The sequence below is a fragment of the Pectobacterium parmentieri genome (assembly GCF_001742145.1).
Lineage (GTDB): Bacteria > Pseudomonadota > Gammaproteobacteria > Enterobacterales > Enterobacteriaceae > Pectobacterium > Pectobacterium parmentieri.
In genome coordinates, this window is sequence record NZ_CP015749.1 from 1,809,148 (window position 1) to 1,829,853 (window position 20,706).

Here is a 20,706-nt window from a genome sequence, read left to right on the forward strand (position 1 = left end):
GAGCGCAATTTTGTTAATGACTTGTAAGATGCGTGTCAATACTACTTGAATATTTAGCCCGCGCCAATCGCAAACCATTTCGAGTATAATGCTTTTGTTACCGGCGACTATAAAGATGATGAATAAATTCCCTGTTAAAAATCACAAAGTTAAACGATTCAGCTCACAGCCAGCAGGAAAAAGGCAGCCTGACAATGCGCCGCGCCGGATTGTTTTGTTCAATAAGCCCTTCGATGTCTTGCCGCAATTCACTGATGAAGCCGGACGCCGGACGCTGAAAGATTACATTCCGATTAGCGGTATTTACGCCGCCGGACGTCTGGACCGCGACAGCGAAGGTCTGATGATTCTCACCAATGACGGTAAGCTTCAGGCTCGGTTAACTCAACCGACGGAAAAAACGGCCAAAATCTACTATGTTCAGGTGGAAGGTATTCCTGATGAGGCCGCACTGACGCACTTTCGCACGGGGCTGGAACTGAATGACGGTAAAACGCTGCCCGCAGGCGCGGAGATCGTTCCAGAACCTGACTGGTTATGGCCGCGCAATCCACCAATACGCGAGCGTAAAAGTATTCCTGACTGCTGGCTGAAAATTACGCTGTATGAAGGTCGGAATCGGCAAGTTCGTCGTATGACGGCAAATATCGGGTATCCTACTTTGCGCCTGATTCGATACGGCATGGCCAATCAAACCGTAGAAAACCTGTTACCTGGAGAATGGAAGGAGATAACGGATGTTTAAACCCCATGTCACGGTTGCCTGCGTCGTGCAGGCCGAAAACCATTTTCTGGTCGTCGAAGAGTTAATTAACGACAAATTATTGTGGAACCAACCCGCGGGCCATTTGGAAGCCGACGAAACGCTGATTCAGGCGGCGAGTCGCGAGCTGTGGGAAGAAACCGGCATTCAGGCCACACCGCAAAGTTTCTTGCGTCTCCATCAATGGATCGCTCCCGACAGCACACCTTTTTTACGCTTTTGCTTCGCGCTCGACCTGCCTACGCGAGTCGACACCCAGCCACACGACAGCGATATCGAATGCTGCCGCTGGGTGACCGCCGAGGAAATTTTGCATTCTCGCCAGCTTCGTTCACCGCTGGTGGCTGAAAGTATTCGCTGCTATCAGCAGCCAGAGCGCTACCCACTAGCCTTATTGGGTGCATTCAACTGGCCTTTTTAAACATCGACCCTTTTAGACCTGCCGTAAATGGCTTGACCAGCACGCGGCAGGAATAGCGATGCAGCCCTCGGTTCAACATGCTAAAATACGCCGCTTGTTTTTCGCATCAATGCGTCAGTAAATTCAGTTCGTGAGACTCCCATGTCAGATAACAGCCAGAAAAAAGTGATTGTCGGTATGTCCGGCGGTGTTGATTCCTCCGTTTCCGCTTACCTGTTGCAACAACAGGGCTATCATGTTGAAGGCCTGTTCATGAAGAACTGGGAAGAGGACGACGACACCGAATATTGCTCAGCAGCCACAGATCTTACCGATGCGCAGGCCGTTTGCGACAAGCTGGGCATCGAATTACACACCGTCAATTTTGCCGCTGAGTATTGGGACAACGTCTTTGAACTCTTCCTTGAAGAATATAAAGCGGGTCGCACCCCCAATCCCGATATCCTCTGTAACAAAGAGATCAAATTTAAAGCCTTTCTGGAATTCGCCGCCGAGGATCTCGGCGCGGATTATATCGCGACAGGCCATTATGTCCGCCGTCACGACGTTGACGGGAAGAGCCGTTTGCTACGAGGAATGGACGGTAATAAAGACCAGAGCTATTTTCTTTATACGCTCGGCCACGAACAGATCGCACAGAGCCTGTTCCCGGTCGGTGAGCTGGAAAAACCACAGGTTCGCAAAATCGCCGAAGAACTTGAGCTGGCAACCGCGAAAAAGAAAGACTCTACCGGTATTTGCTTCATTGGCGAGCGTAAATTTACCGATTTCCTGGCACGCTATCTGCCTGCGCAACCAGGCCCGATTCTGTCTGTCGACGATAACAAACCGATGGGACAACATCAGGGGCTGATGTACCACACACTGGGACAACGCAAAGGGTTAGGCATCGGCGGTGTCAAAGACGGTGGCGAAGACCCTTGGTACGTGGTGGATAAAGATGTCGCCAACAATATTCTGTATGTCGCACAGGGTCATGAGCACCCTCGCCTGATGTCGTATGGTTTAATCGCACAGCAACTGCACTGGGTCGATCGCCAGCCACTCACCGCTGAACTACGCTGTACAGTAAAAACGCGTTACCGTCAGGCGGATATCCCCTGCACCGTCACGCCGCTCGGCGACGATCGCATTACCGTACGTTTTGATGAGCCCGTCGCTGCCGTGACACCTGGCCAATCTGCCGTCTTTTATCTGGACGACGTGTGCCTTGGTGGCGGTATCATCGAAGAACGCTTACAGGAGTAACCGTGGCTAAGAATTATTATGAAATCACGCTGGCGTTAGCCGGCGTTTGCCAATCGGCGCATGTAGTCCAACAGTTGGCCCATACGGGTAACTGTGATAACGATGTTCTGCATACCTCACTGAACAGCGTGTTAAATCTCAATCCGGCGTCCACGCTTGCCGTTTATGGCAATGATGAGCAAAACCTGAAAGTTGGGCTGGAAACGCTGTTAGGCATTTTGAACACCAGCAGCAATAAAGGCGCGGGGGCAGAATTATCACGCTATGCATTCAGCCTGATTGCGTTAGAACGTAAGCTAAATGCAAAATCTGCCTCGCTGGACGAATTGGGCAAACGTATCGGCCAGTTGGAGCGGCAGCTAGAACATTTCGAGCTGCTTTCCGAGACAATCGTTAGCGCACTGGCTGCGATTTACGTGGATGTCATCAGTACGCTGGGGCCACGTATCCAGGTTACCGGCTCACCGGAGGTGCTACAAAACAGCCAGGTGCAGGCTAAAGTGCGTGCCGCACTATTGGCTGGTATCCGTTCTGTCGTGCTTTGGCAACAGATTGGCGGCGGACGCTTACAGTTGATGTTTTCACGCAGTCAATTGGTCAAAGAAGCAAAACAGATATTGGCACGTTGCACATCCGTTTAATGGTATTCTTGCCGCTATGGCTAACGCTGGTGTGACTCACGCCAGCGTCGCGAAAATCGATCGTTGTTATTGAAATTAATCGTACTTGTCGAAATTAATTGTTATTGAAACCAATCTCAGGAGTTGCTTGCGATGGAATTATCCTCACTGACCGCCGTTTCCCCTATTGATGGACGCTACGGCGATAAAGTCAGCACGTTGCGCACCATTTTCAGCGAATTCGGTTTGCTGAAATTCCGTGTGCAGGTTGAAGTACGTTGGCTGCAAAAACTGGCGGCCTGTGCAGAGATCCAGGAAGTTCCTGCATTTGACGCGGACGCAAACGCTTTCCTTGATAAAATTGTCGCCGAATTCAGCGAAGAAGATGCCGCGCGAATTAAAACTATCGAGCGTACCACCAACCACGATGTGAAAGCCGTTGAGTACTTCCTGAAAGAAAAAGTTGCCGCAATTCCGGCACTGCATGCCGTTAACGAATTCATCCACTTCGCCTGTACTTCAGAAGATATTAACAATCTGTCTCATGCGCTGATGCTGGATACGGCTCGCCGCGATGTCATTCTGCCGCACTGGCGTCAAATTATTGATGCGCTGAAAACACTGGCGCAGGAATACCGCGATATTCCGCTGCTTTCCCGTACTCACGGTCAGCCAGCCACACCTTCCACCATCGGTAAAGAGTTTGCTAACGTCGCTTACCGCATGGAGCGCCAATATCGGCAACTGCAACAGGTTGAGGTTCTGGGAAAAATTAATGGTGCCGTCGGTAACTATAATGCCCATCTGGCCGCCTACCCGGAAATCGACTGGCACCAGTTCAGCGAAAGCTTTGTCACGTCGCTGGGCATCAACTGGAACCCGTACACCACGCAGATCGAACCGCATGATTACATCGCCGAACTGTTCGACTGCATCGCGCGTTTCAATACGATTTTGATCGACTTTGATCGTGATATTTGGGGCTACATCGCACTGAATCACTTCAAACAGAAAACTATTGCGGGCGAAATCGGTTCCTCCACCATGCCGCATAAAGTTAACCCGATTGACTTCGAAAACTCGGAAGGCAACCTGGGGCTGGCAAACGCCGTGCTGACCCATCTGGCCAGCAAACTGCCGGTTTCCCGCTGGCAGCGTGACCTCACCGACTCTACCGTGCTGCGTAATCTGGGCGTGGGCGTGGGTTATGCGCTGATTGCGTATCAAGCCACGATGAAGGGCATCAGCAAACTGGAAGTGAATCGCGATCGTCTGGCTGACGAACTGGATCACAACTGGGAAGTGTTGGCAGAACCTATCCAGACTGTGATGCGTCGCTACGGGATTGAAAAACCATATGAGAAATTGAAGGAACTGACTCGTGGCAAACGCATTGATGCTGCCGGTATTCAGGCATTCATCGATGGTTTGGAATTACCGGAAGCGGAAAAAACGCGTCTGAAGGCGATGACGCCAGCCAACTATATCGGTCGTGCCATCGCGATGGTCGACGATCTGAAATAAGCGTTTTCAAGCCAATTTCGTACTCTCTGGCGGGCACCCTGCCCGCCAGTTCCCCTTAAGACCAACCATTTCCAGCCTGTTTATACCCGGTTTACCCTCTCTGTGGATAATTTAGCAAATAAAATAAACTATTTGCCCCGTGTACAATTATGATACGCGGAGGCGAAATACGTGAAAGACATGGTGCATAAGTTCGTTGCAATCACCATGTCTATTCGACAGAGGATATAACGATGCGGATTCTGGTCGTTGAAGATAATGTATTACTACTCCATCATTTAACCGTTCAGATGAACGAAATGGGGCATCAGGTTGACGCCGCGTCTGACGCTAAAGAAGCGGATTATTTTTTGCATGAAAACATGCCGGACATTGCGATTGTCGACCTCGGACTGCCCGATGAAGATGGGATGAGCATGATCCGTCGCTGGCGTGCCAATCAGGCCAAGCTGCCTATTCTGGTACTGACTGCGCGTGAAGGTTGGCAAGACAAAGTTGCCGTGCTGGAAGCCGGTGCGGATGACTACGTAACGAAACCCTTCCATATGGAAGAAGTCGTGGCACGTCTGCAGGCGCTGATGCGACGCAACAGCGGGTTGGCATCACAAATCATCAGCCTACCGCCCTTTGAGGTTGATTTGTCGCGGCGCGAATTGGTGATCCACAGCACCCCCATCAAGTTAACCGCGTTTGAATACACCATTATCGAGACGTTGATTCGCAACACAGGTAAAGTCGTCAGCAAAGACTCCCTGATGCTACAACTGTATCCAGATGCGGAGTTGCGGGAAAGTCATACCATCGATGTGTTGATGGGCCGATTACGCAAGAAAATTCAGCAGGCCGACGCACCGGATGTGATCACTACCGTGCGTGGGCAAGGATATCGTTTTGATATTGATACACCCTCAGGCTCGGTATGAGTGATAACGATAAAAAGCAGCCTTTCTCACTTCGCATTCGTTTTTTACTGGCGACAGCCGCTATTGTGTTAGCGTTGTCGCTGGCTTATGGCACCGTCGCCATTATCGGTTACAGCGTCAACTTTGATAAAACCTCATTCCGCCTGTTACGTGGCGAGAGCAACCTCTACTACAGTCTCGCACAGTGGCGCGATAACCAACTGAATATCGTTACCCCACCCGATGTTGACATCAACTTCCCCACGCTGGTGTTGATATACGATGAGCAGGGCAACATGCTCTGGCGTGAAAAGCACGTTCCCGAACTGGAAGCGCTGATAAAGCCAGAATGGCTGAACAAGACGGCCTATCATGAACTGGATACCGACTCCGATACCAGCAGCGCGGTATTAACGGGCAATACCTTACTGTTGAGCAGCTTGCGAGCGCTGAATGGCACGCAAAATAACGCGTTAACGCACTCTATCGCCGTGAACGTTTACCCGAGAACCGAGCATCTCCCCTCTATCACGATTGTGGTGGTCGATCGTATTCCACAGGAACTGCAACAAGAAGACGTGGTGTGGGAGTGGTTCAGCTATGTTTTTATCGCTAATCTCCTGCTGGTACTTCCTCTGCTTTGGCTTGGCGCTCACTGGAGTTTGCGCCCTATTCAGCACTTGGTAAAACAGATCGCTGAACTGGAAAAAGGCTCGCGAGAGCAATTGGATGAAAATCCGCCACGCGAATTATTCAGCCTGGTGAAAAACCTGAATATCCTGCTAAACAACGAACGCCAGCGCTACCATAAGTACCGCACGACGCTCACCGATCTCACTCACAGCCTGAAAACGCCGCTGGCGGTCTTACAGACCACGTTACGCGCACTGCGCACAGGCAAAGAGATCACTATCGAACAGGCTGAGCCCATTATGCTGGCGCAGATCAGTCGCATCTCACAGCAAATTGGTTATTACCTGCATCGCGCTAGCGTGCGCGCCGAACATAACTTACTGATACGCGAAGTGCACTCGGTTCCGGCAGTGCTGGATGGCCTGTGCTCCGCATTGAATAAAGTGTATCAGCGCAAGGGGGTGGTGTTGACGCTCGATATTCCGCCCGAACTAACCTTCGTGGGAGAAAAGAATGATTTCATGGAAGTCATGGGTAACATCCTTGATAACGCCTGTAAATACTGCCTGGAATTTGTCGAAATTAGCGTGCAATACTCCGATCACAAGCTACATCTGATTATCGATGATGACGGGCCCGGCATTCTCGAAAGCAAGCGTGAGGTTATTTTCCAGCGTGGGCAGCGCGCCGACCGCATGCGCCCAGGCCAAGGCATTGGCCTCGCCGTCGCGGTTGAAATTATCGAACAGTATCAGGGGGAGATCCGCATCAGCGACAGCGCACTGGGTGGTGCCCGAGTCGAAGCCATTTTCTCCCGCCAGAACCTCAGCCAGAATGAGGGGTGAAACGCGGTACAGCGTCCGCTATACTCGTCATACTTCAAGTCGCATGTACGTTGGCTACGCTACTCGGCCACATGCGCGGACCTCGCCCCGTGGGGGCGGCTGCATGACACTCGAATTATTTAGAGTATGTGTTTATTGCCAAAATACGGATTGTCTTAAAATACTGATTATTTCAAGAAAAATCATGTCTTCAAGAACAGTCATTTCCTCAAAAACAAGTTTCTGGAAAACGGTATGGACTATCAGCTCAATCTCGACTGGCAGGATTTTTTAGCGAACTACTGGCAAAAGCGGCCGCTCCTGATTAAAGGTGGTTTCACTAATTTTATCGACCCGATCTCACCTGACGAACTCGCGGGTCTGGCGTTGGAAAATGAAGTAGATAGTCGTCTCGTCAGCCATCAGAACGGACGCTGGCAGGTGAGCCACGGTCCTTTCGAGAGCTACGACCATCTGGGGGAAAGCAACTGGTCACTGTTGGTGCAGGCTGTCGATCATTGGCATGAACCTTCTTCCGCCCTGATGCAGCCATTCCGACAGCTACCGGATTGGCGTACTGATGATTTGATGATTTCATTCTCCGTTCCCGGTGGTGGCGTAGGACCACATCTGGATCAGTATGATGTTTTCATCATTCAGGGTACAGGCCGCCGCCGCTGGCGCATTGGTGAGAAAATACCGATGAAGCAGCACTGCCCGCATCCAGACCTGCTCCAGGTCGATCCGTTTGAAGCCATTATTGATGCAGAGCTGGAACCGGGTGATATCGTGTACATCCCACCAGGCTTCCCACATGAAGGCTATTCGCTGGAGAATTCACTGAATTATTCGGTCGGCTTCCGCGCACCAAACGCTCGCGAACTGGTCAGCGGCTTTGCCGACTATGTGCTTTCGCGCGAACTCGGCAGCTATCGCTACAGCGACCCTGAGATCCCATCCCGTGAACATATCGCCAGCGTACTGCCGCAAGAGCTGGATGCGTTGCAAAAAATGATGCTAGAACTGGTGCAACAGCCAGAACATTTCCAGAACTGGTTTGGTGAATTTATTTCCCAGTCTCGTCATGAGCTTGACCTCTCACCGCCGGAACCGCCTTATCAGGCCGGTGAAGTGTATGAATACCTGCAACAAGGTGAGCCGCTGCGTCGTTTAGGCGGCTTGCGGGTCATTTGTGTTGGAGATGGCTGCTTCGTTAACGGGGAGAAAGTGAACTGTACGCACAAGGCAGCGCTGTTTGCGTTGGCTGAGCACACGACTATTGATGCGGAACAACTGGGCGATTCGCTGGACGATCCCTCTTTCCTCGCACAGCTAACCGTGCTGATTAACAACGGTTACTGGTATTTCGCGGATTAAGACCAAGCGAAGATAATCATTAGCACAAAGATAAGGCGGGAATTTCCCGCCTTATTTGCCTCTGCAAAATGGGTACACTTACGGTTTTGCACGCAGCGCCGTCAGCTCGGCAATGCGCATAATCACAGACACGGCCTTTTCCATGCCTTCCAGCGTGACAAATTCATGTTTGCCATGATAGTTGTAGCCGCCGGTAAACAAATTCGGGCACGGTAACCCCAGGAATGACAGGTGTGCGCCGTCAGTACCACCACGAATCGGCTTCATATTCGGTTCAATATCGCAATCCCGCATCGCCTGTTGTGCCAACGCGATAATGTGCGGGTGCTGCTCAACCTGCTCACGCATATTGTAATAAGTATCAGTAATCGTGACTTCGATATAGCAATCCGGATGCAGCCCCACGCCGACCTTTTCCGCAATATCCAGCATCACCTGCTTGCGCCGTTCAAAGCCGTTGTGGTCAAAATCCCTGACGATGTAGTGCAGATCTGCCCGCTCCACAGAACCTTTCATGCTGTGAAGGTGGTAGAACCCTTGATAGCCGTCCGTCTGCTCCGGCGATTCATTCGCTGGCACATACTGATGATAGCGAGAGGCCAGCGTTAGCGCATTGACCATCACACCCTTCGCACTACCGGGATGCACATTGTTGCCCACGATTTTCACTTGAACCGACGCGGCATTAAAATTCTCATACTCCAGTTCGCCGACACCACCGCCGTCCACGGTATAGGCCCACTGCGCATTAAACGCTTTGACATCAAAAAACTGCGCGCCCTTACCAATTTCTTCATCGGGCGTAAAGGCAATACGAATATCGCCGTGCGGCAGTTGGTTTTTTCTCAGACGCACCAGCGCGGTAATAATCTCCGCGATCCCCGCTTTATCATCCGCCCCCAGCAGCGTTTTGCCATCTGTCGTAATCAGCGTGTGTCCCAGTAGCTGATGCAGCACAGGGAACATCACCGGTGACAGCACTTCATCCCCCATACCCAAGGCAATGTCGCCGCCGCGATAGTTTTCCAAAATCTGCGGATTCACATTTTTGCCGCTAAAATCCGGTGACGTATCCATATGTGAAATAAAGCCGATAGCCGGCACTGACCAGGCAACGTTCGCCGGAAGCGTCGCCGTTAGGCAACCCTGTTTGCTCAATGCGATCTGTTCAAATCCCAGATCGAGCAGTTCCTGCTGTAACGCACGCGCCAGTTTCAATTGACCATCAGTGCTCGGCACCTGCCGAACGCCGGATTTAGACTGTGTATCAAATGAAACGTAGTTCAAAAATCTGTCGAGTAGTTTATCCATCTTATCTATGCCCCCTGAACCCTGAAAGGCATTATGGATAGGGCTACCACGGTAGATATTGCGTCAGGTCAGTTTTTTCCCGATTTAACAAGCCGTCAGGGCATAATTCAGGCCAAAAAGCAGCGACCACGTCACGAAGAACGCCTAAAACAGGCAACAACCACATAACAACCGGGCAGCCCATTGACTGAATTGCCACCATTCACTGACTAATCGACAGGAAGTGAGGTCACACAAGTTGGCGTTAGGCAACGTTTCCCGTAAAATGCCCCCCTTAACTGCACACGCTGTCTGAAAGGTGATAACCCTTGGTGCGATCGCAACGGAAATACCGTTGATCGACCAAATCAGGAAATAGAGCTATACCTTAATGAAAGAAAACTTCCCGGCTGTGCCCGTCGTTGAGTTGATCAACGTCCACAAAGGCTTTGATGGCAAAGACATCATTTCACACTTCAATCTCACCATTAATAACGGTGAGTTCTTAACAATCCTCGGGCCATCCGGCTGTGGTAAAACCACCGTACTACGCCTGATTGCCGGTCTGGAAACGGTCGACAGCGGCAATGTTATGCTGGAAAAGCAGGATATTACCCATCAGCCCGCCGAACAGCGACACGTTAATACCGTATTTCAAAGCTATGCACTGTTTCCTCACCTAAGCGTGTTTGAGAACGTGGCGTTTGGCTTGCGCATGCAGAAAGCGCCCGCCGCGGAGATTACCCCGCGCGTGATTGACGCCCTGAAAATGGTGCAACTGGACGAGTTAGCACAGCGTCGCCCGCACCAATTGTCCGGTGGTCAGCAACAGCGTGTTGCTATCGCCCGCGCCGTCGTCAACCAGCCGAAAGTACTGCTGCTGGACGAATCCCTGTCCGCACTCGATTATAAGCTGCGCAAGCAGATGCAGAACGAGCTGAAAGCGCTGCAACGTAAGTTGGGTATCACCTTTATTTTCGTCACGCACGATCAGGAAGAAGCACTGACGATGTCCGACCGCATCGTAGTAATGCGCGATGGGCGTATCGAGCAAGATGGCACACCGCGTGAAATCTATGAAGAGCCGAAAAATCTGTTCGTCGCCAGTTTTATTGGTGAAATCAATATCTTTGATGCGATCGCACTGGAACAGCTAGACGGGCAACGAGTGCGCGCTCAGGTCGAAGGCCACGAATGCGTTATCACCGTCAACGTTCCGGTCAATGTCGGCCAACATCTCAACGTGCTGTTGCGACCGGAAGATTTACGCGTCGAGGAGTTGGGCGACGGTATGCAGGCCGAAGGGATGGTTGGCTACGTGCGCGAGCGCAACTATAAAGGCATGACGCTGGAATCCAACATCGAGTTGGAAAATGGCAAGATGGTTATGGTCAGCGAATTTTTTAACGAAGACGATCCTGACGTCGACCATTCACTCAACCAGAAAGTAGACGTCACCTGGGTGGAAAGCTGGGAGGTTGTCCTGCACGATGAAGAAATCGCGTAAACGTTTTCAAAACACCATTATTACCCTCATTGTTGCCTGGCTGGTGCTGTTTGTTTTCTTGCCTAATCTGATGATCATCGGAACCAGTTTTCTGACGCGCGATGACGCCCATTTCATCAGTCTGGTCTTTACGCTGGAAAACTACACGCGGCTGGCCGACCCGCTTTATGCTTCAGTCCTGCTGCATTCGCTGAACATGGCCGCCATCGCCACGTTCTGCTGTCTGCTCTTAGGCTATCCGTTTGCCTTTATTTTGGCGCGCTTACCGAAAAACATTCAGCCGCTGATGCTGTTTCTGCTGATTGTGCCGTTTTGGACCAACTCACTGATCCGCATTTACGGGCTGAAAATTTTCCTCAGCACGCGCGGACACCTGAATGAATTTCTGCTCTGGACGGGCCTGATTGACACGCCGCTGCGGATTATGTATACTTCCGAAGCCGTCATTCTCGGCCTGATTTACATCCTGCTGCCTTTCATGGTGCTACCGCTCTACTCCAGCATTGAAAAGCTCGATAAAGCCTATCTTGAAGCCGCCCGCGATCTGGGTGCCAATAAATGGCAAACCTTCATTCGTGTGGTGATCCCGTTAACCATGCCGGGAATTATCGCCGGATGCTTGCTGGTGCTGCTACCCGCCATGGGATTGTTTTTCGTTGCCGACCTGATGGGCGGTGCCAAGAACTTACTGATCGGTAACGTGATTAAAAGCCAGTTCCTTAATATCCGCGATTGGCCGTTTGGTGCCGCCACCAGCATCTGCCTGACGCTGGTCATGGGCGTGCTGCTGTTTATCTACTACCGCACAGCCCGCTTGCTGAATAAAAAGGGAGAGCTGGAATGACCGGACGCTTAATCCGCGGTGGATTTATGTCCATCATTTACGCTTACCTGTACATTCCGATCATTATTCTGATTGTAAATTCGTTTAATCAGGCACGTTTCGGCATCAACTGGCAGGGATTTACGCTGGACTGGTATCGACTGCTGATGAACAACGACAGCCTCCTTCAGGCTGCACAGCACTCGCTGACGATGGCGGTGTTTTCCGCGACGTTCGCCACGCTGATCGGTTCCCTGACGGCCGTCGCACTGTATCGTTATCGTTTTCGCGGCAAACCTTTTGTCGGCGGCATGCTGTTCGTGGTGATGATGTCGCCGGATATCGTGATGGCAATTTCGCTGCTGGTGCTCTTCATGTTGCTGGGTATATCGCTGGGATTTTGGTCGCTGCTGTTTTCCCACATCACGTTCTGCCTGCCGTTTGTGGTGGTGACCGTCTACTCGCGTCTGAAAGGTTTTGACGTGCGAATGCTGGAAGCCGCGCGCGATTTGGGTGCCAGCGAAGTGATTATCCTGCGCAAAATCATTCTGCCGCTGGCGATGCCGGCCGTGGCGGCCAGTTGGCTGCTCAGCTTTACGCTGTCGATGGATGACGTGGTGGTTTCCTCGTTTGTCACCGGCCCAGCGTATGAGATTCTGCCATTGAAAATTTACTCGATGGTGAAGGTCGGCGTATCCCCAGAAGTCAACGCGCTGGCAACGATCCTGCTGATTCTATCGCTCGTACTGGTACTCAGTAGCCAGTTGATTTTACGTGACCGCGCCGGAAAATAAGGCCGCGACGTGTACGATAAATACCGTTATTTTCATATCTGCTGATATAACCTTTGGGATCCGTAAGGAGGTAAACATAATGAAAAAGTGGCCACACCTACTGGCAGCCTGCGCGATCGCGTTTGGCATCAACACCGCCAATGCCAACGACGGCAAAACGCTCTATTTCTATAACTGGACCGAATACGTTCCGCCAGGTCTGCTGGAACAGTTCACCAAAGAAACGGGTATCAAGGTGATTTACTCCACCTATGAATCGAATGAGAGTATGTATGCCAAGCTGAAAACCTATAAGGACGGCGCCTACGATCTAGTCGTGCCATCGACCTATTTCATCTCCAAGATGAGTAAAGAAGGCATGCTGCAAAAGATTGATACCAGTAAGCTCAGCAATTTCCATAATCTCGATCCGAACCTGCTGCACAAGTCCTTCGATCCAAACAATGACTACTCTATTCCCTATATCTGGGGCGCAACGGCGATTGGTATTAATCATGAAGTGATTGATCCCGCCAGTGTCACCAGTTGGGCCGATCTGTGGGATAAAAAATATAAAGACAGCCTGCTACTGACGGATGATGCGCGTGAAGTGTTCCAGATCGCCCTGCGTAAACTGGGTTACTCCGCCAATACTACCGATCCGAAGGAGATTGAGACGGCGTATAAAGAACTGCAAGCCCTGATGCCAAACGTGCTGACGTTCAACTCGGACAACCCCGGGAACCCGTTCATCGAGGGTGAAGTCAATTTGGGCATGGTGTGGAACGGTTCTGCCTACGTGGCGCGTCAGGCAGGAACACCGCTGGATGTCATCTGGCCCAAAGAAGGCGGCATCTTCTGGATGGATAGCCTGGCCATTCCGGCCAACGCCAAGAACGTTGACGGCGCGATGAAGTTGATCGACTTCCTGCTACGCCCAGAAGTGGCAGCACAGGTTGCGGAAACCATCGGCTATCCGACACCGAATCTGGCAGCGAAAAAATTACTACCGGCAGAGGTTTCAGGGGACAAAACGCTGTACCCGGACGATGAAACCATCGCCAAAGGCGAATGGCAGAACGACGTTGGCAGCGCCAGCACGCTATACGAAACCTATTTCCAGCAGCTAAAAGCGGGTCGTTAATTACGCACACTACGCGATGCACATCGACTACGTTTCGACGGCTTCCCTTATCGGAAGCCGTTTTTTCATATCGTCTGGTGATGTAATCGCTATCTCAAGCCATCAAATTGACAGCTAAAAGCATTATCCTGACGGTATTAGGGAAATAATTGCACACGGCTTCTTCTATAATGATGCAACACCCTTCAGGATCACGATAAGGAGCACCACCATGCTGCAACTCTCCAGCCACAGTTTTCAGGACGGCAAAACTATCCCAGGCGAGTTTGCCTTTGCTGTACCGGATGCAAACAGCCACATTGCACTGTCTTCTAACCACAATCCCCATCTTGCCTGGCAAGGCGCTCCCGAAGGAACACAGTCTTTCGTATTGATCTGTCACGACCCGGATGTACCCAGCCGCGGTGACGATGTAAATCAGGAAGGCCGCGAAGTTAGTGCCTCTCTGCCACGTGTTGATTTCTACCATTGGCTATTGCTGGATATTCCCGCCAGCATCAGCGAAATCGCCGCCGCTTCTCATTCCGCTAGTATTACTCCGCGCGGGAAAACCGGCCCGAGTGCACCAGCAGGGTTCCGACACGGCATCAACGACTACACTGCCTGGTTCGCCACCGACGAGCAGATGAAAGGCACCTACTATGGCTATGATGGCCCTTGCCCACCGTGGAACGATACGATCGTCCATCACTATATCTTCACACTTTACGCTCTCGCGACTCCGTCTTTAGCAATAGAAGGTGAGATTAACGGAGCGAATGTCCATACCGCGTTGGCTAACGCGCCCGTATTGGCAGAGGCGAAACTGACCGGACTGTATACGCTTAATCCAGCATTGTTGTGATAATAATAAGTTATGAGAATGACTCGTTATAAGAATGGCTGGCGATGAGTATGACAGCTTTACGCCCCGTTTCTCCGCCTCTCCTTGAAGCGGCGGACTGGACATTGCCATCAGGCCAGCCGCTACAGCGGTATGGCCTGTGTTCATTAGCTCAACCTCACTTGCGCATACCCCAGCAGACGACGCGTTTCCATTTTTACGAGGCTACACTTCTGCTGGTTCTTTCTGGTCAACTGATTATCCTCGAACAGGACAAAACGACTGTTGTCGATACACCATCTCAGCTTTGCCTGATTACGCCCGATGCCCGTGCCGATCTGACGAAAACACCTGGCGGTCATGACCCCGCGTTCCGATCAATATTTCTGACGTTTTCACCTACGCTGCTAGCGCGTTTTTATCTCCGCTATCCTGAACAGTTGACGCAGGTATATCGTCTGCGTCCCTTCACTGCACTCGCATTAGATGGCGATCTTACCCGCACATTACAGCATCTGGTTGAAGGTATTACGGGCAATACGCTCAATGAATCGCGTCTCGAACTCCGACTGATGGATATGCTGCTGGTGCTGTCGGAACGAGGCTATCACTTTGGCGTACCGCCACAGCCCGGCGTTTCCACTCAACTACGTGCGCTTATCAGCGAAGAGCCAGAACGCCACTGGACCGCGCAGTCTGCGGGGCGTTTGCTGGCTATGAGCGAAGCCACGTTACGTCGCAGATTGTCTGCCGAGCAGACGCGTTTTGAAGTGCTGTTGCTGGAAACGCGAATGCAGCACGCGATGATGTTGGTACAGACGACGTCATGGAGTATGCAACGTCTGGCGGAAGCCTGCGGGTATAAATCTTCTGCACGCTTTTCCGAACGGTTTAAAACCCGTTTTGGCTGTTCACCAACCAAGATTCGTTAATCCATCATCGACGACACAACACCGTCATCTGTAGCGTCTAAAACAAAGCGCCCTGCCAGATAAACCAACAGGGCGCTTGAAGAACGAATCAAAAGATAATCAGAACAACGTTGGCGTATTACTCTTTCTGGTCTTGCGCCAAATCGTTAGCGATTTTCACCGTTTCATCCAGATAAGGATCGGGAGCCTGATAATCTTTCGGCAAATCTTCCAGCGATTTGAGCAGTTTTTTGCCTTCTCTCGCCAGTCGATCGTTAATCCGATTCAGACGCATCGCTTCATCGTCGTCATTCTCTTTCTCACGCTGTGCAAGATTGAGCGATACAAAATTGCGCTTATCCTTCATCGCGTTGTAGCGGGCAATATCTTGCGCAACAAACTGGAACTCAGGATCTTTAGCAATACGCTCCTGATGATGCTCATTCAGTTTGCTAATCAACGTCTTCAGATCGCCGCTCTTCGTGTAGTTGGCCGCTTTAATGCTGTCCCACGGTAACGCGTTATCTTCAAATTTCTCGCCAGTATCTACCGTCTCGGTGCCGGTTGGCATCATCACGTCAGGCGTCACGCCTTTCATCTGAGTGCTGCCACCGTCGATGCGATAGAACTTCTGAATCGTGTACTGCACGGAACCGAGCGCTGGCCAGTCAGGGCGCAGCATCTGATCGTAGATCCGATTCAGCGAGCGATATTGCTGTACGGTGCCTTTACCAAACGTCGGCTCACCCACGATCAAGGCACGACCGTAATCCTGCATCGCCGCCGCGAAGATCTCAGAAGCGGAAGCACTGAAACGATCGACCAGCACGACCAGCGGGCCTTTGTAATACACAATACCGTCAGTGTCGCTGTCTTCGCGCACTTTGCCGTTATTGTCGCGTACCTGAACGACAGGGCCACTTGGAATAAACAGACCGGAAAGCCCTACCGCTTCCGTCAGCGCACCGCCACCGTTAGTCCGCAGGTCAATCACGATGCTGCTGACGTTCTGTTTTTCCAGCTTCTGGAGCTGAACTTTAACGTCATCTGTCAGGCCGACATAGAAGCCGGGGATATCCAGCACGCCGACTTTATCTTTACCGACCGTCTTGACGGACATTTTAACTGCGCGATCTTCAAGGCGGATACGTTCACGCGTCAGCGTGACAATACGGGTTTTCGTCCCTTTACCCGCAGGCAGAACTTCCAGACGCACCTTACTGCCTTTCGGCCCCTTGATCAGCGCAACCACATCGTCCAGACGCCAGCCGATAACATCCACCATCGGCTTGCCGTTTTGGCCAACGCCGACCACACGGTCACCGACGGTAATGTTTTTGCTCTTCGCCGCCGGGCCGCCGGGCACCATGGAATTAATCATGGTGTAGTCATCATCCATCTGCAACACCGCGCCAATCCCTTCGAGCGACAGGCTCATTTCGGTATTGAATTGCTCGGTGTTACGCGGTGACAGGTAGCTGGTATGCGGATCAATTTCACGCGCAAAGGCGTTCATGACGAGTTGAAAAACATCTTCGCTGTTGCTCTGCGCCAAACGACGAATCGCAAACTGGTAACGCTTGGTCAGCGTCTCTTTGATGTCTTTATCATCTTTACCGGTCAGCTTTAGGCTGAGCCAGTCATATTTTACCTTAGCATCCCACAGACGGTTAAGTTCACCCGCGTTCTGTGGCCAAGGGGCTTTGCTGCGATCGAGCTCAAACGTATCGTTGCCCGTCAGATCTACCGGTTTATCCAGCAGCGACAGTGCATATTGAAAACGTTCAAACCGACGTTTCTGCGCCAGATTGTATAACGCATAGGGAATATCCAGTTGACCGGACTTCAGCGCATCGCCCAATTGGGCTTTTTGCCCGGAAAACTGCGCCACATCAGAGGCCAACAGCACATTGTGGCTGTAATCCAGCATGTTGAGGTAGCGGTTAAAAATTTTCTCAGAGAACTGCGCATCCAGCATAAACTGACGATAATGCGAACGCAGGAAACGTGAGGCCACCCTGTCGCTAACGGTAGCATGTTGAGGCTCCTGATGTAGCTGAGGGATTTGCTCAACACGCGTAATGTTTTCATTTGCAAAACTAGAGCCCGCCAGCAGTAAGCCTGCAATGGCGGTTATTCTGACTAAGTTGTTCATGCCCAGGTTGGCCTCCGTATCAGAACTGCAAGTGTTCTGCGCGTACAATCATTGCCAGTCCAGAAGCCAATTGTACCCTGACTTCGCCTTTGGCAATTTCAAGCACGGTGGCATCCATGGCGTCTTTGCCGGCTCTGACTTTGATTTCCTGACCGATTTGCAGTTTGGAAACATCTGTAACCGCAACCCGCTGACGCTCATTGTTGGCAGGTTTTGCCTGACGCGGTTGAGCATTCGCTGGTTGCTGAGAAGAGGACTGAGATTGGCCGGGAGAAGACTGGCGTGGTTTACGCGGTGCATGGTTTTGAGATGCATGGTTTTGAGATGCATGGTTTCGAGATGCATCGTTTGAAGCATCGCGACGCGGCGTACGTCTCTGAGCGGGACGAGGCGTACGCGCTGCATCTGCCGTCTCTCCGGCTGCTTCACGTTTTTTCGCCTGCTGCTCAGCACGCTGAGCCTGAACTCGCGCCTTCGCTTCTTCCAACTGCGTGCGGGCATGATCGACATGCTGCTGCTCCAACTCACCACACGGGTTACCGTCCAGATCGACACGTTGGGCACCTAATTTTACACCATACAGATACCGCCAGCTTGAGGTGTAAAGACGCAGCGCAGAGCGTAATTGCGTCTTACTGACGTTATCGGATTCCGGTACACGCTCAACAAGATCTTGAAAAATACCGATCTTTAACGGACGCGTTTCACCTTCAGTGGTGAAACAAAGCGGGAACCGCTCTGCCAAAAAGGCTATGACTTCTTTACTACTGTTCAACTTAGGTTGATTTTCCATGAAATTTCCTGATTACAACGGGTTTGCCAACCGGCGCAGGCATGAACAGGCGTCATTATAATGACGCCATCGGCAATTGCCACGTTAACCTTGTCTCAACGTGAGAGAATTGATGAATGTCATCACATCGCTCGCTTCTAATTGAGCACAAAGTACGCTCACCACGGCCTTCAGCCCTTCTTCATCATCTGCGTCAAAACGCTGATAAAGGGGACTGTCAATATCCAGAACGCCAATCCGTTGCCCATTAACGACAAGCGGTAGCACGATTTCAGCATTACTCGCGGCATCACAGGCGATATGACCGGGGAACGCATGGACATCGTCCACGCGCTGAATGCGATTTTCAGCTATCGCCGCACCGCATACACCTTTGCCTACCGGAATACGCACGCAGGCAACCTTGCCCTGAAACGGTCCCAGGAAAAGCGAGTCGTTATCCAACAGGTAAAACCCTGCCCAGTTAACCCCATCCAAACGCTCAAACAGCAGTGCACTACTGTTTGATAAAATGGTAATAAAACGGTTTTCATCCGCAATAAGCGATGACATATCACGAATGAGATCCTGATAAAATTCTTGTTTATTCATACTTGTTTATTCATAAAGTATATCGTTGTCTTTTCAAAACAGTGCGGAAAGATCCCACACAGACTGCATAAGCATCTATTACAGAATGCCATAAGATGAGCACCTTCGCGCGAAGAATCATCCGCTTTACCGTATCGTTGTCGTGCATATCGTGCTATTTCCATCGCCAAAATAACATCGGTCAGAGATCATATCCTTTTATGAATTTATCATTCAGTTACACTAAATAGCTGTGAATACGTTATCCATCGAGGATAACAAGGCTCGACACCGTCTATCGGACCGCAGGAAAAATGAAAATACAGACTATAGCCGGCCCTGCACCGTTTCCGTCTCCCCGACCGCCGTTAACCGATGGGGCTAAAAGTGCGGCGGTATCCACCATCGCTCGTTACCATCGCTGCCCGGAATGCGATGCTTTTTTTGCACTACCGCAACTGAAGCGTAACCAGACGGCTAATTGCCCACGCTGCGATGCCAAAGTCAGTTCAGGCAGAGACTGGACCATTTCCCGGCTTGCTGCAATGGCCGTCGCCATGCTGGTACTAATGCCATTTGCCTTCACCGAGCCGTTAATCAGTATTCGCCTGCTGGGGGTTACCATCAATGCCAGCCTGTTTGAAGGTATTTGGCAAATCACCCGTCAGGGACACCCACTCACGGCCAGTATGGTTGCATTTTGTACCGTTGGCGCACCGCTAACGTTAGTTTTTTCACTGTTATACCTGTTTTTTGCTCCCCGGATCGGCATGAACCTGCGCCCCATCCTGCTCATGTTGCAACGGCTAAAAGAGTGGATGATGTTGGATATCTATCTGGTTGGCATGGCCGTTGCCGCGATCAAAGTCCGTGAGTTCGCGGATGTTCAGGCCGGTATCGGGCTCGTCGCCTTTCTGGCGCTGATGATCTTAAGTCTGTTGACGCTGATCCACTTAAATACCGACCAGCTTTGGCAGCGGTTTTACCCACGTCTGAGGCCATTGATTTCGCCAGATCGCTACCGAATCTGCCTTTCCTGCCATTTTACCAGCTCGCCTGACAGCCGGGGACGCTGCCCCCGTTGCCATATTCCGCTTCGCTTACGCCAGCGTCAGAGCCTGCAAAAATCCTGGGCAGCGCTGATTGCCTCTATAATTCTACTGTTCCCCGCTAACCTGTTGCCCATATCGATTATTTATTCCAACGGCGCACGCACGGAGGACACCATTTTTTCCGGCATACTTTCACTCGCGACAGGCAATATCCCGATCGCACTGGTGGTTTTCATCGCCAGTATTCTGGTGCCGTTTACTAAAGTTATTGTGCTGTTCGGCCTGTTGGTTAGCATCCATGTCCAGTCGGAAGGCAACATAATGATGCGCATGAAATTACTGCGCGTTATCCGTTGGATCGGTCGCTGGTCCATGCTCGATTTATTTGTGATTGCCCTGACGATGTCGCTCGTCAACCGCGATCAACTACTCGCTTTCACCATGGGGCCTGCTGCTTTTTACTTTGGCGCAGCGGTGATTCTCACTATCCTTGCTGTTGAATGGCTGGATAGTCGACTGATGTGGGATAACACTGATGTGGAATTGGAATAAC

19 protein-coding genes are annotated in these 20,706 nt (G+C 51.3%); 15 read left to right on the forward strand and 4 right to left on the reverse strand.

Annotation, left to right across the window (positions count from 1 at the left end; all coding sequences use genetic code 11):
* Positions 1-118 precede the first annotated feature (118 nt).
* The 8 genes from rluE (at position 119) to A8F97_RS08140 (ending at position 8,312) form a co-directional block, all read left to right on the forward strand.
* Positions 119-745 (forward strand): 23S rRNA pseudouridine(2457) synthase RluE, encoded by a 627-nt coding sequence (gene rluE, locus A8F97_RS08105; RefSeq protein ID WP_162939049.1) that lies wholly within the window; start codon positions 119-121, stop codon positions 743-745.
* Positions 738-1,184 (forward strand): NUDIX hydrolase, encoded by a 447-nt coding sequence (locus A8F97_RS08110; RefSeq protein ID WP_005968924.1) that lies wholly within the window; start codon positions 738-740, stop codon positions 1,182-1,184. Before rluE ends, A8F97_RS08110 begins: the two co-directional genes overlap by 8 nt.
* A 141-nt stretch (positions 1,185-1,325) precedes the next feature.
* Entirely contained in the window at positions 1,326-2,432 is a 1,107-nt protein-coding gene (gene mnmA, locus A8F97_RS08115; RefSeq protein ID WP_033071412.1) for a tRNA 2-thiouridine(34) synthase MnmA, read from the forward strand.
* A 2-nt stretch (positions 2,433-2,434) separates the two neighbouring features.
* Positions 2,435-3,073 (forward strand): high frequency lysogenization protein HflD, encoded by a 639-nt coding sequence (gene hflD, locus A8F97_RS08120; protein WP_014699798.1) that lies wholly within the window; start codon positions 2,435-2,437, stop codon positions 3,071-3,073.
* A 132-nt stretch (positions 3,074-3,205) separates the two neighbouring features.
* Positions 3,206-4,576, forward strand: coding sequence for an adenylosuccinate lyase (purB, locus tag A8F97_RS08125; protein WP_014699797.1), 1,371 nt, complete (start codon positions 3,206-3,208; stop codon positions 4,574-4,576).
* 233 nt (positions 4,577-4,809) lie between these two features.
* A complete protein-coding gene (phoP, locus tag A8F97_RS08130; protein WP_014699796.1) occupies positions 4,810-5,499 on the forward strand; it encodes a two-component system response regulator PhoP in 690 nt (229 codons plus the stop codon).
* Positions 5,496-6,956, forward strand: a complete 1,461-nt coding sequence (phoQ, locus tag A8F97_RS08135; protein ID WP_014699795.1) for a two-component system sensor histidine kinase PhoQ — start codon at positions 5,496-5,498, stop codon at positions 6,954-6,956. Before phoP ends, phoQ begins: the two co-directional genes overlap by 4 nt.
* 234 nt (positions 6,957-7,190) lie before the next feature.
* Positions 7,191-8,312 (forward strand): ribosomal protein uL16 3-hydroxylase, encoded by a 1,122-nt coding sequence (locus tag A8F97_RS08140; RefSeq protein WP_014699794.1) that lies wholly within the window; start codon positions 7,191-7,193, stop codon positions 8,310-8,312.
* A 78-nt stretch (positions 8,313-8,390) separates the two neighbouring features.
* Here the strand turns inward: A8F97_RS08140 and pepT are convergent, their stop codons facing one another.
* The gene (gene pepT / locus A8F97_RS08145; protein WP_014699793.1) at positions 8,391-9,623 is read right to left on the reverse strand and encodes a peptidase T; all 1,233 of its coding nucleotides are present in this window, start codon (positions 9,621-9,623) and stop codon (positions 8,391-8,393) included.
* Positions 9,624-9,993: 370 nt separating this feature from the next.
* Here pepT and potA point away from each other — a divergent pair, with 370 nt between their 5' ends.
* The 6 genes from potA to A8F97_RS08175 all read left to right on the forward strand — a co-directional run bounded on the left by potA (position 9,994) and on the right by A8F97_RS08175 (position 15,604).
* Positions 9,994-11,109: a spermidine/putrescine ABC transporter ATP-binding protein PotA gene (gene potA, locus A8F97_RS08150; protein ID WP_014699792.1), complete on the forward strand. Its 1,116-nt coding sequence runs from the start codon at positions 9,994-9,996 to the stop codon at positions 11,107-11,109.
* Positions 11,093-11,953, forward strand: coding sequence for a spermidine/putrescine ABC transporter permease PotB (potB, locus tag A8F97_RS08155; protein WP_014699791.1), 861 nt, complete (start codon positions 11,093-11,095; stop codon positions 11,951-11,953). The genes potA and potB overlap by 17 nt, the downstream gene beginning before the upstream one ends.
* Positions 11,950-12,726, forward strand: coding sequence for a spermidine/putrescine ABC transporter permease PotC (gene potC / locus A8F97_RS08160; RefSeq protein WP_014699790.1), 777 nt, complete (start codon positions 11,950-11,952; stop codon positions 12,724-12,726). The genes potB and potC overlap by 4 nt, the downstream gene beginning before the upstream one ends.
* A gap of 79 nt (positions 12,727-12,805) precedes the next feature.
* Positions 12,806-13,849, forward strand: a complete 1,044-nt coding sequence (potD, locus tag A8F97_RS08165; RefSeq protein ID WP_033071411.1) for a spermidine/putrescine ABC transporter substrate-binding protein PotD — start codon at positions 12,806-12,808, stop codon at positions 13,847-13,849.
* A 211-nt stretch (positions 13,850-14,060) separates the two neighbouring features.
* Complete coding sequence (locus tag A8F97_RS08170; RefSeq protein WP_014699788.1) at positions 14,061-14,693, forward strand: YbhB/YbcL family Raf kinase inhibitor-like protein; 633 nt, start codon at positions 14,061-14,063, stop codon at positions 14,691-14,693.
* Between the two features lie 44 nt (positions 14,694-14,737).
* Positions 14,738-15,604, forward strand: coding sequence for a helix-turn-helix transcriptional regulator (locus A8F97_RS08175; RefSeq protein ID WP_014699787.1), 867 nt, complete (start codon positions 14,738-14,740; stop codon positions 15,602-15,604).
* 118 nt (positions 15,605-15,722) lie between these two features.
* Here A8F97_RS08175 and prc read toward each other — a convergent pair whose 3' ends face one another.
* From prc to A8F97_RS08190, 3 genes are all read right to left on the reverse strand, one after another.
* The gene (prc, locus tag A8F97_RS08180; RefSeq protein ID WP_033071410.1) at positions 15,723-17,738 is read right to left on the reverse strand and encodes a carboxy terminal-processing peptidase; all 2,016 of its coding nucleotides are present in this window, start codon (positions 17,736-17,738) and stop codon (positions 15,723-15,725) included.
* 19 nt (positions 17,739-17,757) lie between these two features.
* Positions 17,758-18,531: an RNA chaperone ProQ gene (gene proQ, locus A8F97_RS08185; protein WP_014699785.1), complete on the reverse strand. Its 774-nt coding sequence runs from the start codon at positions 18,529-18,531 to the stop codon at positions 17,758-17,760.
* Between the two features lie 84 nt (positions 18,532-18,615).
* On the reverse strand, positions 18,616-19,122 hold the full coding sequence (locus tag A8F97_RS08190) for a GAF domain-containing protein (RefSeq protein WP_014699784.1): 507 nt from the start codon (positions 19,120-19,122) through the stop codon (positions 18,616-18,618).
* 293 nt (positions 19,123-19,415) lie between these two features.
* Here A8F97_RS08190 and yebS point away from each other — a divergent pair, with 293 nt between their 5' ends.
* Positions 19,416-20,705 carry a membrane integrity lipid transport subunit YebS gene (gene yebS / locus A8F97_RS08195; protein WP_014699783.1) on the forward strand — a complete coding sequence of 430 codons (1,290 nt, stop codon included), beginning with the start codon at positions 19,416-19,418 and terminating at the stop codon, positions 20,703-20,705.
* Position 20,706 lies beyond the last annotated feature (1 nt).

Coding starts and splice junctions, on each gene's coding strand:
- rluE (WP_162939049.1), top strand. CDS start 119: ATGAATAAATTCCCTGTTAAAAATCACAAAGTTAAACGATTCAGCTCA.
- A8F97_RS08110 (WP_005968924.1), top strand. CDS start 738: ATGTTTAAACCCCATGTCACGGTTGCCTGCGTCGTGCAGGCCGAAAAC.
- mnmA (WP_033071412.1), top strand. CDS start 1,326: ATGTCAGATAACAGCCAGAAAAAAGTGATTGTCGGTATGTCCGGCGGT.
- purB (WP_014699797.1), top strand. CDS start 3,206: ATGGAATTATCCTCACTGACCGCCGTTTCCCCTATTGATGGACGCTAC.
- phoP (WP_014699796.1), top strand. CDS start 4,810: ATGCGGATTCTGGTCGTTGAAGATAATGTATTACTACTCCATCATTTA.
- phoQ (WP_014699795.1), top strand. CDS start 5,496: ATGAGTGATAACGATAAAAAGCAGCCTTTCTCACTTCGCATTCGTTTT.
- A8F97_RS08140 (WP_014699794.1), top strand. CDS start 7,191: ATGGACTATCAGCTCAATCTCGACTGGCAGGATTTTTTAGCGAACTAC.
- pepT (WP_014699793.1), bottom strand. CDS start 9,623: ATGGATAAACTACTCGACAGATTTTTGAACTACGTTTCATTTGATACA.
- potA (WP_014699792.1), top strand. CDS start 9,994: ATGAAAGAAAACTTCCCGGCTGTGCCCGTCGTTGAGTTGATCAACGTC.
- potB (WP_014699791.1), top strand. CDS start 11,093: ATGAAGAAATCGCGTAAACGTTTTCAAAACACCATTATTACCCTCATT.
- potC (WP_014699790.1), top strand. CDS start 11,950: ATGACCGGACGCTTAATCCGCGGTGGATTTATGTCCATCATTTACGCT.
- potD (WP_033071411.1), top strand. CDS start 12,806: ATGAAAAAGTGGCCACACCTACTGGCAGCCTGCGCGATCGCGTTTGGC.
- A8F97_RS08170 (WP_014699788.1), top strand. CDS start 14,061: ATGCTGCAACTCTCCAGCCACAGTTTTCAGGACGGCAAAACTATCCCA.
- A8F97_RS08175 (WP_014699787.1), top strand. CDS start 14,738: ATGAGTATGACAGCTTTACGCCCCGTTTCTCCGCCTCTCCTTGAAGCG.
- prc (WP_033071410.1), bottom strand. CDS start 17,738: ATGAACAACTTAGTCAGAATAACCGCCATTGCAGGCTTACTGCTGGCG.
- proQ (WP_014699785.1), bottom strand. CDS start 18,531: ATGGAAAATCAACCTAAGTTGAACAGTAGTAAAGAAGTCATAGCCTTT.
- A8F97_RS08190 (WP_014699784.1), bottom strand. CDS start 19,122: ATGAATAAACAAGAATTTTATCAGGATCTCATTCGTGATATGTCATCG.
- yebS (WP_014699783.1), top strand. CDS start 19,416: ATGAAAATACAGACTATAGCCGGCCCTGCACCGTTTCCGTCTCCCCGA.